Annotated in this window: 11 protein-coding genes, 3 rRNA genes and 1 pseudogene; 11 read left to right on the top strand and 4 right to left on the bottom strand. The window is 66.8% G+C overall.

What is annotated here, in order from left to right; all coding sequences use genetic code 11:
- Nucleotides 1-37 precede the first annotated feature (37 nt).
- From K2224_RS05295 to K2224_RS05245, 11 genes and pseudogenes are all read left to right on the top strand, one after another.
- Nucleotides 38-1,566: ribosomal RNA gene (locus K2224_RS05295) — 16S ribosomal RNA — on the top strand.
- A gap of 302 nt (nt 1,567-1,868) precedes the next feature.
- A 23S ribosomal RNA gene (locus tag K2224_RS05290) occupies nt 1,869-4,991 on the top strand.
- Between the two features lie 71 nt (nt 4,992-5,062).
- A 5S ribosomal RNA gene (rrf, locus tag K2224_RS05285) occupies nt 5,063-5,179 on the top strand.
- Together the 16S, 23S and 5S rRNA genes form the textbook arrangement of a ribosomal RNA operon.
- A gap of 111 nt (nt 5,180-5,290) precedes the next feature.
- Complete coding sequence (locus tag K2224_RS05280) at nt 5,291-5,941, top strand: HAD family phosphatase (protein WP_221905480.1); 651 nt, start codon at nt 5,291-5,293, stop codon at nt 5,939-5,941.
- A gap of 122 nt (nt 5,942-6,063) precedes the next feature.
- Nucleotides 6,064-7,311 carry an MFS transporter gene (locus K2224_RS05275; RefSeq protein ID WP_221905479.1) on the top strand — a complete coding sequence of 416 codons (1,248 nt, stop codon included), beginning with the start codon at nt 6,064-6,066 and terminating at the stop codon, nt 7,309-7,311.
- The gene (locus K2224_RS05270; RefSeq protein ID WP_221905478.1) at nt 7,262-8,437 is read left to right on the top strand and encodes an acetoin utilization protein AcuC; all 1,176 of its coding nucleotides are present in this window, start codon (nt 7,262-7,264) and stop codon (nt 8,435-8,437) included. The genes K2224_RS05275 and K2224_RS05270 overlap by 50 nt, the downstream gene beginning before the upstream one ends.
- A gap of 159 nt (nt 8,438-8,596) precedes the next feature.
- Nucleotides 8,597-9,412, top strand: a complete 816-nt coding sequence (locus K2224_RS05265) for a phosphatase (RefSeq protein ID WP_221905476.1) — start codon at nt 8,597-8,599, stop codon at nt 9,410-9,412.
- A 128-nt stretch (nt 9,413-9,540) separates the two neighbouring features.
- Nucleotides 9,541-9,750 (top strand): helix-turn-helix domain-containing protein, encoded by a 210-nt coding sequence (locus K2224_RS05260; protein WP_014144137.1) that lies wholly within the window; start codon nt 9,541-9,543, stop codon nt 9,748-9,750.
- A 120-nt stretch (nt 9,751-9,870) separates the two neighbouring features.
- Complete coding sequence (locus K2224_RS05255) at nt 9,871-9,969, top strand: 30S ribosomal protein bS22 (protein ID WP_003948845.1); 99 nt, start codon at nt 9,871-9,873, stop codon at nt 9,967-9,969.
- A 200-nt stretch (nt 9,970-10,169) separates the two neighbouring features.
- On the top strand, nt 10,170-11,219 hold the full coding sequence (locus K2224_RS05250; RefSeq protein ID WP_221905475.1) for an NAD-dependent epimerase/dehydratase family protein: 1,050 nt from the start codon (nt 10,170-10,172) through the stop codon (nt 11,217-11,219).
- Nucleotides 11,220-11,233: 14 nt separating this feature from the next.
- Nucleotides 11,234-12,219: pseudogene (locus K2224_RS05245) on the top strand (lysophospholipid acyltransferase family protein).
- Between the two features lie 79 nt (nt 12,220-12,298).
- Here the strand turns inward: K2224_RS05245 and K2224_RS05240 are convergent.
- The 4 genes from K2224_RS05240 to K2224_RS05225 form a co-directional block, all read right to left on the bottom strand.
- Nucleotides 12,299-13,501 carry a DUF5667 domain-containing protein gene (locus K2224_RS05240; RefSeq protein WP_221905474.1) on the bottom strand — a complete coding sequence of 401 codons (1,203 nt, stop codon included), beginning with the start codon at nt 13,499-13,501 and terminating at the stop codon, nt 12,299-12,301.
- Nucleotides 13,502-13,770: 269 nt separating this feature from the next.
- The gene (locus tag K2224_RS05235) at nt 13,771-14,559 is read right to left on the bottom strand and encodes an ECF subfamily RNA polymerase sigma factor, BldN family (RefSeq protein ID WP_189857057.1); all 789 of its coding nucleotides are present in this window, start codon (nt 14,557-14,559) and stop codon (nt 13,771-13,773) included.
- A 330-nt stretch (nt 14,560-14,889) separates the two neighbouring features.
- Nucleotides 14,890-15,759: an HAD family phosphatase gene (locus K2224_RS05230; protein ID WP_221909441.1), complete on the bottom strand. Its 870-nt coding sequence runs from the start codon at nt 15,757-15,759 to the stop codon at nt 14,890-14,892.
- A 250-nt stretch (nt 15,760-16,009) separates the two neighbouring features.
- Entirely contained in the window at nt 16,010-16,288 is a 279-nt protein-coding gene (locus K2224_RS05225) for a glutaredoxin family protein (RefSeq protein WP_221905473.1), read from the bottom strand.
- Nucleotides 16,289-16,368 lie beyond the last annotated feature (80 nt).

Below are 16,368 nucleotides of genomic sequence, written 5' to 3'. Positions count from 1 at the left end.
CCGCTCTCGTGGTGTTCGCCCCGATTACGGGGAAGCATTCACGGAGAGTTTGATCCTGGCTCAGGACGAACGCTGGCGGCGTGCTTAACACATGCAAGTCGAACGATGAACCGGCTTCGGTCGGGGATTAGTGGCGAACGGGTGAGTAACACGTGGGCAATCTGCCCTTCACTCTGGGACAAGCCCTGGAAACGGGGTCTAATACCGGATATGACACACGGAGGCATCTTCTGTGTGTGGAAAGCTCCGGCGGTGAAGGATGAGCCCGCGGCCTATCAGCTTGTTGGTGAGGTAATGGCTCACCAAGGCGACGACGGGTAGCCGGCCTGAGAGGGCGACCGGCCACACTGGGACTGAGACACGGCCCAGACTCCTACGGGAGGCAGCAGTGGGGAATATTGCACAATGGGCGAAAGCCTGATGCAGCGACGCCGCGTGAGGGATGACGGCCTTCGGGTTGTAAACCTCTTTCAGCAGGGAAGAAGCGAGAGTGACGGTACCTGCAGAAGAAGCGCCGGCTAACTACGTGCCAGCAGCCGCGGTAATACGTAGGGCGCGAGCGTTGTCCGGAATTATTGGGCGTAAAGAGCTCGTAGGCGGCTTGTCGCGTCGGATGTGAAAGCCCGGGGCTTAACTCCGGGTCTGCATTCGATACGGGCAGGCTAGAGTTCGGTAGGGGAGATCGGAATTCCTGGTGTAGCGGTGAAATGCGCAGATATCAGGAGGAACACCGGTGGCGAAGGCGGATCTCTGGGCCGATACTGACGCTGAGGAGCGAAAGCGTGGGGAGCGAACAGGATTAGATACCCTGGTAGTCCACGCCGTAAACGTTGGGAACTAGGTGTGGGCGACATTCCACGTCGTCCGTGCCGCAGCTAACGCATTAAGTTCCCCGCCTGGGGAGTACGGCCGCAAGGCTAAAACTCAAAGGAATTGACGGGGGCCCGCACAAGCAGCGGAGCATGTGGCTTAATTCGACGCAACGCGAAGAACCTTACCAAGGCTTGACATACACCGGAAAACTCTGGAGACAGGGTCCCCCTTGTGGTCGGTGTACAGGTGGTGCATGGCTGTCGTCAGCTCGTGTCGTGAGATGTTGGGTTAAGTCCCGCAACGAGCGCAACCCTTGTTCTGTGTTGCCAGCATGCCTTTCGGGGTGATGGGGACTCACAGGAGACTGCCGGGGTCAACTCGGAGGAAGGTGGGGACGACGTCAAGTCATCATGCCCCTTATGTCTTGGGCTGCACACGTGCTACAATGGCCGGTACAATGAGCTGCGATACCGTGAGGTGGAGCGAATCTCAAAAAGCCGGTCTCAGTTCGGATTGGGGTCTGCAACTCGACCCCATGAAGTCGGAGTTGCTAGTAATCGCAGATCAGCATTGCTGCGGTGAATACGTTCCCGGGCCTTGTACACACCGCCCGTCACGTCACGAAAGTCGGTAACACCCGAAGCCGGTGGCCCAACCCCTTGTGGGAGGGAATCGTCGAAGGTGGGACTGGCGATTGGGACGAAGTCGTAACAAGGTAGCCGTACCGGAAGGTGCGGCTGGATCACCTCCTTTCTAAGGAGCACTTCTTACCAGGCTTCGGTTTGGTCAGAGGCCAGTACATCAGCGAGTGTCTGATGCTGGTTGCTCATGGGTGGAACGTTGACTATTCGGCACGATCGTGATGGGGACTGTTAGTACTGCTTCGGCGTGGAACGCGGGGTCTCATCTGGTCGGGTCGGGCGCGCTGTTGGGTGTCTGAGGGTGCGAGCGTTGCTTGCCCTTCGAACGCCGGTCCCGGTGAAGCGCCACGTTGGTGGTGTGTGACGGGTGGCTGGTCGTTGTTTGAGAACTGCACAGTGGACGCGAGCATCTGTGGCCAAGTTTTTAAGGGCGCACGGTGGATGCCTTGGCACCAGGAACCGATGAAGGACGTGGGAGGCCGCGATAGGCCCCGGGGAGCTGTCAACCGAGCTTTGATCCGGGGGTGTCCGAATGGGGAAACCCGGCAGTCGTCATGGGCTGTCACCCGCTGCTGAACACATAGGCAGTGTGGAGGGAACGCGGGGAAGTGAAACATCTCAGTACCCGCAGGAAGAGAAAACAACCGTGATTCCGGGAGTAGTGGCGAGCGAAACTGGATGAGGCCAAACCGTATTGGTGTGATACCCGGCAGGGGTTGCCAGTGCGGGGTTGTGGGATCTCTTTTCTGCAGTCTGCCGGCTGTGGGACGAGTCAGAAACCGTTGATGTAGGCGAAGGACATGCGAAAGGTCCGGCGTAGAGGGTAAGACCCCCGTAGCTGAAACATTAGCGGCTCGTTTGAGAGACACCCAAGTAGCACGGGGCCCGAGAAATCCCGTGTGAATCTGGCGGGACCACCCGTTAAGCCTAAATATTCCCTGGTGACCGATAGCGGATAGTACCGTGAGGGAATGGTGAAAAGTACCGCGGGAGCGGAGTGAAATAGTACCTGAAACCGTGTGCCTACAAGCCGTGGGAGCGTCGCGCAGAGACTTGTTCTTTGCGTCGTGACTGCGTGCCTTTTGAAGAATGAGCCTGCGAGTTAGCGGTGTGTAGCGAGGTTAACCCGTGTGGGGAAGCCGTAGCGAAAGCGAGTCCGAAGAGGGCGTTTGAGTTGCACGCTCTAGACCCGAAGCGGAGTGATCTAGCCATGGGCAGGTTGAAGCGGAGGTAAGACTTCGTGGAGGACCGAACCCACCAGGGTTGAAAACCTGGGGGATGACCTGTGGTTAGGGGTGAAAGGCCAATCAAACTCCGTGATAGCTGGTTCTCCCCGAAATGCATTTAGGTGCAGCGTCGTGTGTTTCTTGCCGGAGGTAGAGCACTGGATAGGCGATGGGCCCTACCGGGTTACTGACCTTAGCCAAACTCCGAATGCCGGTAAGTGAGAGCGCGGCAGTGAGACTGTGGGGGATAAGCTCCATGGTCGAGAGGGAAACAGCCCAGAGCATCGACTAAGGCCCCTAAGCGTGTGCTAAGTGGGAAAGGATGTGGAGTCGCAGAGACAACCAGGAGGTTGGCTTAGAAGCAGCCACCCTTGAAAGAGTGCGTAATAGCTCACTGGTCAAGTGATTCCGCGCCGACAATGTAGCGGGGCTCAAGTACACCGCCGAAGTCGTGTCATTGCGATATTACTCCTAACGGGGATCGTGATGGGTAGGGGAGCGTCGTGTGCCGGGTGAAGCAGCCGTGGAAGCGAGTTGTGGACGGTTCACGAGTGAGAATGCAGGCATGAGTAGCGATACAAGAGTGGGAAACTCTTGCGCCGATTGACTAAGGGTTCCTGGGTCAAGCTGATCTGCCCAGGGTAAGTCGGGACCTAAGGCGAGGCCGACAGGCGTAGTCGATGGACAACCGGTTGATATTCCGGTACCCGCTTTGAAGCGCCCAGTACTGAATCAGGCGATGCTAAGTCCGTGAAGCCGCCCTGATCTCTTCGGAGTTGAGGGGAGTGGTGGAGCCGACGGACCAGACTTGTAGTAGGTAAGCGATGGGGTGACGCAGGAAGGTAGTCCAGCCCGGGCGGTGGTTGTCCCGGGGTAAGGGTGTAGGCCGTGTGATAGGCAAATCCGTCGCACGTTAAGGCTGAGACCTGATGCCGAGCCGATTGTGGTGAAGTGGATGATCCTATGCTGTCGAGAAAAGCCTCTAGTGAGTTTCAAGGCGGCCCGTACCCTAAACCGACTCAGGTGGTCAGGTAGAGAATACCGAGGCGTTCGGGTGAACTATGGTTAAGGAACTCGGCAAAATGCCCCCGTAACTTCGGGAGAAGGGGGGCCATTTCTGGTGAGGGAACTTGCTTCCTGAGCTGGGGGTGGCCGCAGAGACCAGCGAGAAGCGACTGTTTACTAAAAACACAGGTCCGTGCGAAGCCGTAAGGCGATGTATACGGACTGACGCCTGCCCGGTGCTGGAACGTTAAGGGGACCGGTTAGTCAATCTTCGGGTTGGCGAAGCTGAGAACTTAAGCGCCAGTAAACGGCGGTGGTAACTATAACCATCCTAAGGTAGCGAAATTCCTTGTCGGGTAAGTTCCGACCTGCACGAATGGCGTAACGACTTCTCGACTGTCTCAACCATAGGCCCGGTGAAATTGCATTACGAGTAAAGATGCTCGTTTCGCGCAGCAGGACGGAAAGACCCCGGGACCTTTACTATAGCTTGATATTGGTGTTCGGTTCGGCTTGTGTAGGATAGGTGGGAGACTGTGAAGCGCCAACGCCAGTTGGTGTGGAGTCGTTGTTGAAATACCACTCTGGTCGTGCTGGATGTCTAACCTGGGTCCGTGATCCGGATCAGGGACAGTGTCTGGTGGGTAGTTTAACTGGGGCGGTTGCCTCCTAAAGGGTAACGGAGGCGCCCAAAGGTTCCCTCAGCCTGGTTGGTAATCAGGTGTTGAGTGTAAGTGCACAAGGGAGCTTGACTGTGAGACTGACGGGTCGAGCAGGTACGAAAGTAGGGACTAGTGATCCGGCGGTGGCTTGTGGAAGCGCCGTCGCTCAACGGATAAAAGGTACCCCGGGGATAACAGGCTGATCTTCCCCAAGAGTCCATATCGACGGGATGGTTTGGCACCTCGATGTCGGCTCGTCGCATCCTGGGGCTGGAGTCGGTCCCAAGGGTTGGGCTGTTCGCCCATTAAAGCGGTACGCGAGCTGGGTTTAGAACGTCGTGAGACAGTTCGGTCCCTATCCGCTGTGCGCGTAGGAGTCTTGAGAAGGGCTGTCCCTAGTACGAGAGGACCGGGACGGACGGACCTCTGGTGTGCCAGTTGTTCTGCCAAGGGCATGGCTGGTTGGCTACGTTCGGAAAGGATAACCGCTGAAAGCATCTAAGCGGGAAGCCTGCTTCGAGATGAGGGCTCCCTCCCACTTGATGGGGTAAGGCTCCCAGTAGACGACTGGGTTGATAGGCCAGATATGGAAGCATCGTAAGGTGTGGAGTTGACTGGTACTAATAGGCCGAGGGCTTGTCCTCAGTTGCTCGCGTCCACTGTGTTGGTTCTGAAGCCACGAACAGACCAACGGTTTTTCTAAGTTTCATAGTGTTTCGGTGGTTTTAGCGTTAGGGAAACGCCCGGTTACATTCCGAACCCGGAAGCTAAGCCTTTCAGCGCCGATGGTACTGCAGGGGGGACCCTGTGGGAGAGTAGGACGCCGCCGAACAAATTTTGATTAAGCCTCGTTCCCCGAGTTTCGACTCGGGGAACGAGGCTTTTTTGCGTTGTATGTCCTTGCGTTGTATCTCAGGAAAGCCCGGATGGGTACGCTCGGGAGATGCGTTACGACCTGGTCATTTTCGATAATGATGGTGTCCTGGTGGACAGCGAGCCGATCTCCAATGAGATCCTCGCCGACCATCTCACCGAACTGGGGCACCCGACCACGTACGAGGAATCGCTGCGTGACTTCATGGGTGGGTCGGTACAGCGCGTGCGTGACCTGGTGCTGGAGAAGTCCGGCCGGGCGCTGCCGGCAGCCTTCGAAGGGGACTTTCATGCGCGGGTCTTCGACGCGTTCCGGCAGCGGTTGCAGCCGGTGCCGGGCGTGGAGACCGTACTGGAGAAGCTGGCCGCGGACGGTGTGCCGTACTGCGTCGGGTCGTCGGGGAGCCATGAGCGGATTCGGGTGGCGCTGACGAAGACCGGGCTGTGCGAGCGGTTCGGCCGGGGACGGGTGTTCTCGTCACAGGACGTGGCGCGGGGGAAGCCGGCGCCCGACTTGTTCCTGCACGCGGCGCGGGAGATGGGGGTCGCGCCCGAACGGTGTGCGGTGGTCGAGGACAGCCCGTTGGGCGTGCGGGCGGCGGTGGCCGCGGGGATGGACGTGTACGGGTTCACGGCGATGACTCCGGCGTCGAAGCTGGTGGAGGCCGGGGCCACCGCGCTGTTCACCGATATGGCAGAGCTGCCGCAGCTGTTGCAGTAGGGGTAGGGGTGGTTGTGGGGCGGGACCGAACGCGATCGGGCCGGAACTGTTCGTACGGCAGGGCGAATTGGTCGGGTGATCCATCTCCCCAGCGGTAGGCGGGAGTTCTAGGCTGGCGCGCCATGACGCCCCCTCAGGTACCGGGAGCGCGGCTGCGGCACGGCCGGGTTGCGCTCGCCCTCAGCTTCTTCGCGCAGGGGGTGGTCTTCGCCCTGCTCGTGACCCGGATACCGGCGATCCAGGTGCGCTACGGCATCTCGGACGGCCTGCTGCCGGTCTTCCTGGCGGCCGTTCCGGTGCTCGCCGGCGTCGGCAGCGTGGGCACCGAGCACCTGGTGAAGCGGATGCGGCCCAGCATCGTGTTGCGCGTTGTGCAACCGGTGGTGTGCCTGGCGTTGCTGGCCGTCGGAGCGGGCGGCTCGCTGGCCCAGGCGGCGGTGGCACTGGCCGCGTTCGGGCTGACGGTGGGCGCCCTGGACGCGTCGATGAACATGCTCGGGGTGAGCCTCCAGCGGGCCTACGGGCGCAGCATCATGCTCGGCTTCCACGCCGCGTACAGCCTGGGCGGGATCGTCGGGGCGTCGCTGGCGTGGGCGGGCGCGCACTGGGGGCTGCCGCTGGTGCTGCTGTACGGGCCGGTGGTGGCGGTCGTCGTTCCGTTGGTGCTGGTCGCCGGCCGGTGGTTCGTGGACGGGGACGAGCGGGGTGGGCCCGAGGGAGGGGCCGGGGCCGGGACACCGGTGGCCATGCGGCTGCTGTTGCCGCTGTGTCTGGTGATGGCGTTTGCGTACATCGGGGATTCGACGGTCTCCAACTGGAGCGCCAAGTATCTGAAGGACGTCCTGGGCAGCTCGGAGCAGCTGTCGACCGTCCCGTACAACGTCTACATGGTGATGACGCTGCTCGGGCGGACCGTCGGCGACCTGGGGGTGCGGCGCTTCGGGCCGGTCGCGGTGGTGCGGACCGGGACGGTGGTCGCGGCGGCCGGCTTCGCGGTGGTGGCCGCGGCGCCGGGGGCCTGGGCAGGGATGGCGGGCTTCGTCCTGCTGGGGCTCGGGCTGTGCGTCGTGGTGCCGCAGACCTTCGCGGCGGCCGGGCGGTACGCCGTCGAGCGAGGCGGCCCCAGCGCTTCGGATCCGACCATCGCGCGACTGAACATCTTCAACTATGTGGGATTTCTGATCGGTTCTCCGTTGGTCGGGGCTGTCGGGGACGCCTGGAGCTATCGCGGCGCGATGCTCGTACCGATGGCGCTGGTCCTGGTGACACTGGTCTACGCCCGCTCGTTCGGGTCGTCTCCGGCCCGATACGGTGACGACCATGAGCGGCCGCGCACAGCTGATGTGGGACGAGGCAGTAACGGGCTATGACTTCGGGCCGGGGCATCCGATGGACCCGGTCCGGCTCGCCTTGACGATGCGTCTGGTGGAGGCGTTCGAGCTCCACCGCGGGCCGCTGGAGGTGGTGGCTGCCAAGCCGGCCGGCGACTCCACGCTGGGTCTGGTGCACCGGGCGGACTACATCGAGGCGGTCCGCCGGGCGTCCGCGGACCCGTCGTCCGCGGACCTGGATTACGGGCTGGGCACCGAGGACGACCCGGCGTTCCCGGGGATGCACGAGGCGTCGGCGCTGATCGCCGGGCAGTCGGTGGGCGCCGCGGAGGCCGTCTGGCGCGGGGAGGCGTCGCACGCGGTGAACTTCGCCGGCGGGCTGCACCATGCGATGCCCGGTGGCGCGTCGGGCTTCTGTGTCTACAACGACGCGGCGCTGGCGGTCGCCCGGCTGCTGGAGCTGGGGGCCGAACGGGTGGCGTACGTGGATGTGGACGTGCACCACGGCGACGGTGTCCAGGCGGCGTTCTGGGAGGACCCGCGGGTGCTGACGATCTCGTTGCACGAGCATCCGCGGACGCTGTTCCCGCAGACCGGCTGGCCGGAGGAGACCGGCGGCGAGGGCGCGGAGGGCAGTGCGGTGAACGTGGCGCTGCCGGCCGGGACCGGCGACGCCGGCTGGCTGCGGGCCTTCCACGCGGTGGTGCCGGAGCTGCTGGCCGCGTTCCGTCCCCAGGTCCTGGTCACCCAGCACGGCGCCGACACCCATTTCGAGGATCCGCTCGCGCATCTCGCGGTGAGCCTGGACGCGCAGCGGGCGGTGGCCGAGTCCTGCCACGCCCTGGCGCACGAGCACACGGAGGGGCGCTGGGTCGCGCTCGGGGGCGGCGGGTACGCGGTGGTGGAGGTGGTGCCGCGCAGCTGGACGCATCTGGCGGCGATCGCCGGGCACCGGCCGATCGACCCGACGTCGCGGGTGCCGGAGGAGTGGCGGCACGAAGTGTTCCGCAGGACCCGCCAGTTGGCGCCGCAGCGGATGACGGACGGGCGGACGCCGCAGTGGCGGGACTTCGCCGAGGGCGGCTACGACCCGGCCGACCGGCTCGACCAGGCGGTGCTGGCCACCCGGAGGGCGGTGTTCCCGGCACACGGGCTGCTGCCGTGAGGGGGCAGGGGCGGACGGAGTGCCACCGCGCCGTAGTGGCCGGGCCGTGGGGGCTGGGGCCCGACCCCGGTGGGCTGGCTCCGGAAGCGCTGGCCCGGATGTGTGACTACTCGTCGGTTCGGGCACCGGGCGGGCGGTCGGCGGGTGAGCATGTGGCGTGTGTGGGGCACCGGGGAGCTGCGGGCGCATCTGATCGAGGCGGGGCTCGCGGGGACGATCGCGACCACGCGGGAACAGAGTCTGCGTCGCTACCGGCTCTTCGCGGCGCGTGATCCCCGGGTGCTGCTGGGGCTGACACCCGAGCGGGACTGGTCCTTCGGTGACGTCCTGGGGCTGATGGGGCAGAAGTGTGGGGTTTCGGCCGATCCCACGCACACTTCCGGACTGGATGTGATCGACCCTGACCGGACCATCGCAGCCTTGGACGCCTTCGCCGACCGGCTCGCCGCGGCCGCCGCCCGACGGGTGCCGGTACTGCTCGGCACCGGCCATCCGCACCGGCTGCTGGACTTCTACGCCGCCCTCGCAGACGCCCTCTCGTCGGCGGGCTGCCCCGTCCTCACCTCCGCGTATGGCCATAGTGTCGACATGGCGACCCGGTTCGGCGTACGTACCCGGGTCCTCGACTACGTACGGGGAGTCGCGCTGATGCGCGAGCCCGGCGTGCGGGGCGCACCTTCCGTGGGGGGCGTGCACACCCATTCACCGCTCCCGGTGCGGACCGTTCTGGAGGCCGCCGCGAGGTCCGCGGGGCCGTTTCCGGAGTTGGTCGTCGGGGACCATGGATGGGTCTGCGGAGCAGGTCAGCTGGGCATCGAGGCCATCGGGCTGGCCGACGCCGACGACCCGGCGCCGTTCGTCGGACAGGCCGAGGGGCGGCTGTCCGCGGTGGTGCCGCTCGATGATGCCGTGCGGTCCGCTCACTACCGCCCACTGGTGCGCTATGTCCTGAATCAGGCAAAGTTGCCCCGATAGGCGGCCGTTAGCTGCTCCTCTTCCCCACTCGCATCACCCGCCCCTAATCTGGGGAGTGAACGCATGGCGACGAAGAGTCACCGGAGGGGAAGCCGGTGCCCGTCTTATGCGGAAGGTGCAGGTGTGTGATGGCTGCGGACCAGAGGCCGTTGAACGAAGTTGTGTTTCTGACAGTGGCGGAGGTTGCCACGGTGATGCGAGTGTCGAAGATGACCGTGTACCGCCTGGTGCACAGCGGTCATCTGCCCGCGATCCGCGTGGGTCGGTCCTTCCGGGTGCCGGAGCAGGCGGTCCACGACTATCTCCGTGAGTCGTATGTGGGGGTGGAGTCGGCCTGACGGCTCGTTCGACGACCCTCGGATTACGCGGTACGGCCGGCGCCGGGTACCCTGGCCCGATGTAGGTAGTGTGGGCTCGGACGCCCCGCACCGAGTGATACGAAGTGAGCGAGGGTAGTCGTGGGCTCTGTTATCAAGAAGCGGCGCAAGCGGATGGCGAAGAAGAAGCACCGCAAGCTGCTCAAGCGCACCCGTGTGCAGCGTCGCAACAAGAAGTAAGCGACGCTGATCGCGATTTCGCGGCCCCTCACCGCCCCGGGTGGTGAGGGGCCGTGGTGCTTTTGTGGGCCGTATGGACGGTGGCCGTACGCAAATGTCGTTATGGGCATCGTGCGGTCATCGTCGTGCAACACCGACCCGATAGCGTGAGCCGCACAGCTCGGCGCAGGTGGCAGCCGCTGCGGGAAGGAGAGCCGATCTTGGGCAACGTCGTGCTCGTCACGGGCGTCGCACGGCAGCTGGGGGGCCGGTTCGTCCGCCGGATCCAGCGCGATCCCGACGTCGACCGGGTGATCGGGGTCGATGCCGTGGTACCGGAGCACCCGCTCGGCGGGGCCGAATTCCTCAGGGCCGACATCCGGCATCCGGCGATCGCCCGGGTCCTGGCCGAGACGGGGGCCGACACCGTCGTCCACATGGACATCAACGGCACGCCGCTGGGCAGCCGGGGCGGCCGGACCACGGTCAAGGAAACCAACGTCATCGGCACCATGCAGCTGCTCGGCGCCTGCCAGAAGGCGCCGAACGTCCAGCGCGTGGTCATCAAGTCCAGTACCAGCGTCTACGGCTCCGCACCCCGCGACCCGGCCGTCTTCACCGAGAACACCCCGCCCAAGTCGCTGTCCAGCGGCGGCTTCGCGAAGGACACCGTCGAGGTCGAGGGATACGTCCGCGGTTTCGCCCGGCGCCGCCCGGACGTGGCGGTCTGCGTGCTGCGCTTCGCCAACATCCTCGGACCGTGCGCGGATTCCCCGCTCGCCGAGTACTTCGCGCTGCCCGTCCTGCCCACCGTCCTCGGCTACGACCCGCGGCTGCAGTTCGTCCACGAGGACGACGCGATCGACGTGCTGCGGATCGCCGCCGCCGCGCCGCGCCGCGGCACCCTCAACAGCGGCACGTTCAACATCGCCGGTGACGGCGTCCTGCTCCTCTCGCAGGTCTCCCGGCGCCTGGGACGGCCCACGCTGCCGCTCTTCCTGCCCACCGTGACCTGGGCCGGCACCGTTCTGCGGTCCCTCGGCATCACCGACTTCTCCCCCGAGCAGATCCGGATGCTGACCCACGGGCGGGTCGTCGAGACCACGCAGATGCGCGAGACACTGGGCTTCCACCCCGGGTACACCACGGCGGAGACCTTCGAGGAATTCGCCCGCAGCCGCGGACCCGGGCTGCTGCCGCCCGAGTCGCTCGCCCGCACCGTCGACCGGCTCGCCGGCGTGCTGTCCGCGCGCCGCGGCCCGAGCCAGTGAGGAGTTCACCCACGATGGCGGACGCCAAGGTCATTCCCTTCGGCGAGGAGCCGCGGACGCGCCGCAAGGCCCGGCGGACCGCGCGGGCCACCGCGCTGGCACCCGTCCCGGAGGCCCGCACCGAGCCGGCGCCGGCGCCCGCCCCCCGGCCGGCCGGCGGCCGGACCCTGGACGAGCGGATCGCGGGCGGGCTGGCCTTCCTGCGCCGGCGGATCACCGGCGACTACGAGGTCGACGACTTCGGCTACGACAAGGAGCTGACCGACCAGGTCCTCATGTCGCTGCTGCGGCCGATCTACGAGAAGTACTTCCGGGTCGAGGTGAAGGGGCTGGAGAACATCCCCGCGGACGGCGGCGCGCTGATCGTCGCCAACCACTCCGGAACGCTCCCGCTGGACGGCCTGATGCTCCAGGTCGCGGTGCACGACAATCACCCGGCACAGCGCCATCTGCGGCTGCTGGCGGCCGACTTGGTGTTCGTCCTGCCGGTGATGAACGAGTTGGCCCGCAAGGCCGGGCACACCCTGGCCTGCGCGGAGGACGCCCAGCGGCTGCTGGAGCGCGGCGAGATCGTCGGGGTGATGCCGGAGGGCTTCAAGGGCATCGGGAAGCCGTTCGCGGACCGCTACAAGCTCCAGCGCTTCGGGCGGGGCGGCTTCGTCTCCACGGCGCTCAGGGCCGGGGTGCCGATCGTGCCGTGCTCGATCGTGGGCGCGGAGGAGATCTACCCGATGATCGGGAACGCCAAGACCCTGGCGCGGGTGCTGGGGCTGCCGTACTTCCCCGTCACGCCGACCTTCCCGTGGCTGGGGCCGCTCGGTGCGGTGCCGCTGCCGACGAAGTGGACGATCCAGTTCGGTGAGCCCATTGCCACCGACGGCTATCCGGCGGAGGCGGCGGACGACCCGATGCTGATGTTCAACCTGACCGACCAGGTCCGGGAGACCATCCAGCACACCCTCTACAAGCTGCTCGTGCAGCGCGCTCGGTGTTCTTCTGAGGGAGTACCGGAAGAACACCGAGCGCCGGGAGGCTGCCGCGCCGGCCGCCGCGTGACCGCGCGGCGCCGGGCGGGCCGGTTACTTGGACAGGTTGTCGCCGTCGATGCCCAGGTCGGGCAGGAGCCCGGGCAGCAGCGGCGGCAGTGTGACGTCGGGGTGGCTGCCGGCGTCCTTGCCGTGGCTGCCGGCGTGCGGCGAGGCGCTGCCCTTGCCGGGCGAGCCGAGCAGCCCGCCCGTGCCGCCGCCGAGCAGTCCGTCCTGCTCCTGGGACGGCGAGGCCGAGGGGCGCGGGGCCTGCTGGGCCGTGCCGTGGGAGCCGGGCGCGGACTCGCTGCCGGCCGGGGACGGGCGGCCGGCGTCGCCGGTGGCACCCCTGTCGGCGGGCGTGTCGCGGTGGTGGCTGTGGCTGTCCGGGCCCGAGGGGAGCAGCGAGCGCAGCGGGTTGACCTCGTCGTCTATGGCGTCGAAGACCGAACTGACCTCGTCGCGGACGTCGGTGAGCTGCACCGGGAGCCGGTCGCGCAGCTGTGTCCAGCTGCCACGGTGCGACTTGGCGAAGGAGTTCAGCGCCTGGATGGGGCCGAGGGAGCCGTCGCGTTCGTAGGCCGCGTGCAGCAGGCGGTGGCCCTCGCCCGCGTCGTGCCGGACGCCGGCCAGCGCCCGGCGGACCTCGGAGATCGACTCGTGGTCGAGCTGCGCGGCACGGCCGCGCTCCATCAGGCGGCGGGCCTCCATCATGCGGGTGGACGCCTGGTCGAGATAGAGCTGGCCGCGGTCGGAGTCGTCGCCGGCCATGGTGAGCCGGAGGTCCTCCATGCCGCGCTTGAGGCCGTAGAGGGAGTCGCCGGGGAGGGCGTCGGTGCTGGCCGCGGCGACGCCGGTGAACGCGCCGGCGGCGACGCCGACCGTCAGGCCGCCCGCCGCCAGCCCCTTGGAGAGGCGGGAGCGCGGCCGCAGCCGGCCGAGCGGTTTCCCTGCCCGGTGGCCGCCCCGGGCCTCGCGTTGCTCGGGCACCCGGGCGTCGCCGGACGTGGCGCCTTCGGCGAAGGCGGCCTCCATCGCGGCGATGAGCTGGGCACGCTGGACGGTCTTGACCTCGGTGGCCATCTCCGGCCTCGGGAGCTCCCCGAGGCCGTCGGCGACCGCCAACAGCCGTGCGTCGACCGGCGCTTGCGCCGCGCTGTCGACCTGGTCCTCGGTCGCCGCGCCCCTGAGCTCCTGCTCCTCCAGGGCCTGGGCGAAGGCGTTGGCCCGCCGGTGCACCGAGACATTCGTGATCACGGGCGGCACCTCCTCTCGTCATCCCGCTCGACTCCCCGGACTGGCATTGACTATCCAGACGGGCCGGATGGTTGCACGCCGCTGTCCGTGGCCACTCGAACGAGTGAGACGCAGCGGACATGGCGTGACCGCGTGGAGCCTGCATCCCGGACAACGAGCGGCGCGGCACTCGGGTTACGCACTCACGATGATCTGACCGTTCGGGCATGCCCGGTCACCAAAGGTGAGCGGTTGTCGGGGTGTTGGGGATGGCGGGCGGCGAGCGGCCGTCAGCGGGCGTCTTCGGGGAGGAGCCGCGCCAGGGTGCGGACGGCCCGGTACTGGAGGGTCTTGATGGCGCCCTCGTTCTTGCCCATGACGCGGGCGGTCTCGGCGACCGAGAGGCCCTGGAGGAAGCGAAGGGTGACGCATTCCTGCTGCTGGGGGTTGAGCTTGCGGACCGCCTCCAACAGGGCGGCGTTGGAGAGGGATTCGAGGACCGAATCCTCGGGGCTGCGCTCGACCTCGTTGGCGTCGAGCATCTCTCCGGTGGTGACTTCCAGGCGGAAGCGGGAGGACTTGAAGTGGTCGGCGACGAGGTTGCGGGCGATGGTCACCAGCCAGGCGCCGAAGTCACGGCCCTGCCAGGTGAACGTGCCGATGCGGCGCAGCGCGCGGAGGAAGGTCTCGCTGGTGAGGTCCTCGGCGGTGGCCCGGCCACCCACGCGGTAGTAGATGTAGCGGTAGACGGTGTCGGCGTACTGGTCGTAGAGGCGGCCGAAGGCGTCGGCCTCGCCGGCCTGGGCGCGTTCGACGAGGTCCATCATGCGACGGCTGTCGCTGTCCGCGGGGCGCCGGGCGGTGGTGGTGCCGGTGCCCGCGCGGCGGCTTCTGCCGGCGGTGGCGGCCTTGCCGACCGCAGCGCTCCCGTCGGCCAGCGCGTAGCAGGGGCCGGTGGGCACGGCTGTGGCGAATGCGGGGACGGCGTACGCGGTGGGGACAAAACTGCGCAGGTGGTCGACGAGTGTCGTACGCAGCGTAGCCAGGCCCGAGGCGTCAACCCCGACGTGTGGGTACACGGGACTCCCAGAGGCAGAGCTTCCATCACGTGCAGTGCGGGACCGTTCACTCGTCGTAGGGACGTGTGGGTTCCGGAATGCGTCTGAGGAGAATAACGCTTCGTACAGGCAGCGCTACACCCAGTTGCTCAAATCATCGATTACTTACGGTCCGTGTCCGGTTGGTGGCGGATCAAGTATCGAATATTGAGCAAGTATTGATCGGAAGGGAGCGCAATCTGCCTGGTTGAAGGGCGTGTTGTGGTTAACCGGCAGGAAAGGGACTGACGGGGCGGCGGTGGGGGTAGGGAGTGCGGTTGGTCCGGCGCCGCGCGCGGTGATCAAGGACGGTCAGCGGCGGCGGCGCTGGAGGGCGGCGGCGGCCGCCGCGCCGCCCGCGAGTGCGCCCACCCCGGCGGCCGCCGGGATGCCGATCCGGACGGCCTTGCGCCCGGTCCGGTAGTCGCGCACCCGCCAGCCGTGCTCCCGGGCGTGCTTGTGCAGCCGGCTGTCGGGGTTGATCGCGTAGGGGTGGCCGACGAGCGAGAGCATCGGGATGTCGTTGGCCGAGTCGCTGTAGGCGGCGCAGTGCGAGAGGTCCAGGCCCTCGGCGGCGGCCAGTGCGCGCACCGCCTCGGCCTTCGCCGGGCCGTGCAGCGGCTCGCCGACCAGCTTGCCGGTGTAGACCCCGCCGACGGACTCGGCGACCGTGCCGAGGGCGCCGGTCAGGCCCAGCCGGCGGGCGATGATCGTCGCGGTCTCGATGGGCGCGGCGGTCACCAGCCAGACCTTCTGGCCGGCGTCGAGGTGGGCCTGGGCCAGCGCGCGGGTGCCGGGCCAGACGCGCTCGGCCATGTACTCGTCGTAGATCTCCTCGCCGATGGCCATCAGCTCGGCGACGCGGTGGCCCTGGACGATGGACAGGGCGCTGTTGCGGACGTCGGCCATGTGCTCGGGGTTCTCCGAGCCGGCCAGCCGGAAGTAGACCTGCTGCCAGGCGAAGCGGGCCAGGTCGCGCTTGTGGAAGAAGTGCCGCTTGTACAGGCCGCGGCCGAAGTGGAAGAGGGCGGCGCCCTGCATGACGGTGTTGTCGAGGTCGAAGAAGGCCGCCGCGCTGGCGTCGCCGGCGACCGGGAACTCCGGCTCGGCGGGGGCCTCGGCGGGCGGTGCCTCCTGCGAGGACTTCCGGGCGGCCTCGGCCGCGGCCTCGCCGGCCAGCACGCTGCGCGCCGTGGCGGGTCGTCTGCGGCGGGGGAACCACCCGGTGGGGAAGAGTGCCCCGGTGGGGCTCCGGTCGGGGCGGTGAGCGGGCGACGGGCGGGCCATGCGGCTAGCGTAGCCAGTTTGTTCGGTGCAGCCGGTTACGGGCGCGTGTCAGGAAGCACCGGGGTGGCCGACGGCAGCGTTACGCACCGCGTTACGGCCAACCGGGGAGGGGCCGGCGGGGCGTCGCACGCGGGGCTGGTGGTGCTCAGGCGCCCAGTGCGGTGCGCAGGCGCACGGGGTCGACCCGCCAGAAGTCGTGCTGGGCGCCGTCCACGAGAACGACCGGAATCTGCTCCCAGTACTTGTGGTGCAGCTCGGCGTCCTCGGTGATGTCCTTCTTCTCCCAGGAGGCGCCGGTCTCCGCGCACACCTTCTCGATCACCGCCTGCGCGTCGTCGCAGAGGTGGCAGCCCGGCTTCCCGATGAGGGTGACCGTGCGGTCGGCGGGGTTCTTGCGGGGGGCGCGGCTGAACAAGGGGGCCATGGGGCCATTGTGCCGGTTCGCGGGGGCGCCCGAGGTGGATGGTTTCGCTTACCATCGATGGGCGGTTTGTAGGTTTCCGG

Origin of the sequence: Streptomyces sp. BHT-5-2 (assembly GCF_019774615.1) — a bacterium.
Classification (GTDB): Bacteria; Actinomycetota; Actinomycetes; order Streptomycetales; family Streptomycetaceae; genus Streptomyces.
This window is presented reverse-complemented; position numbering and strand designations above follow the sequence as displayed.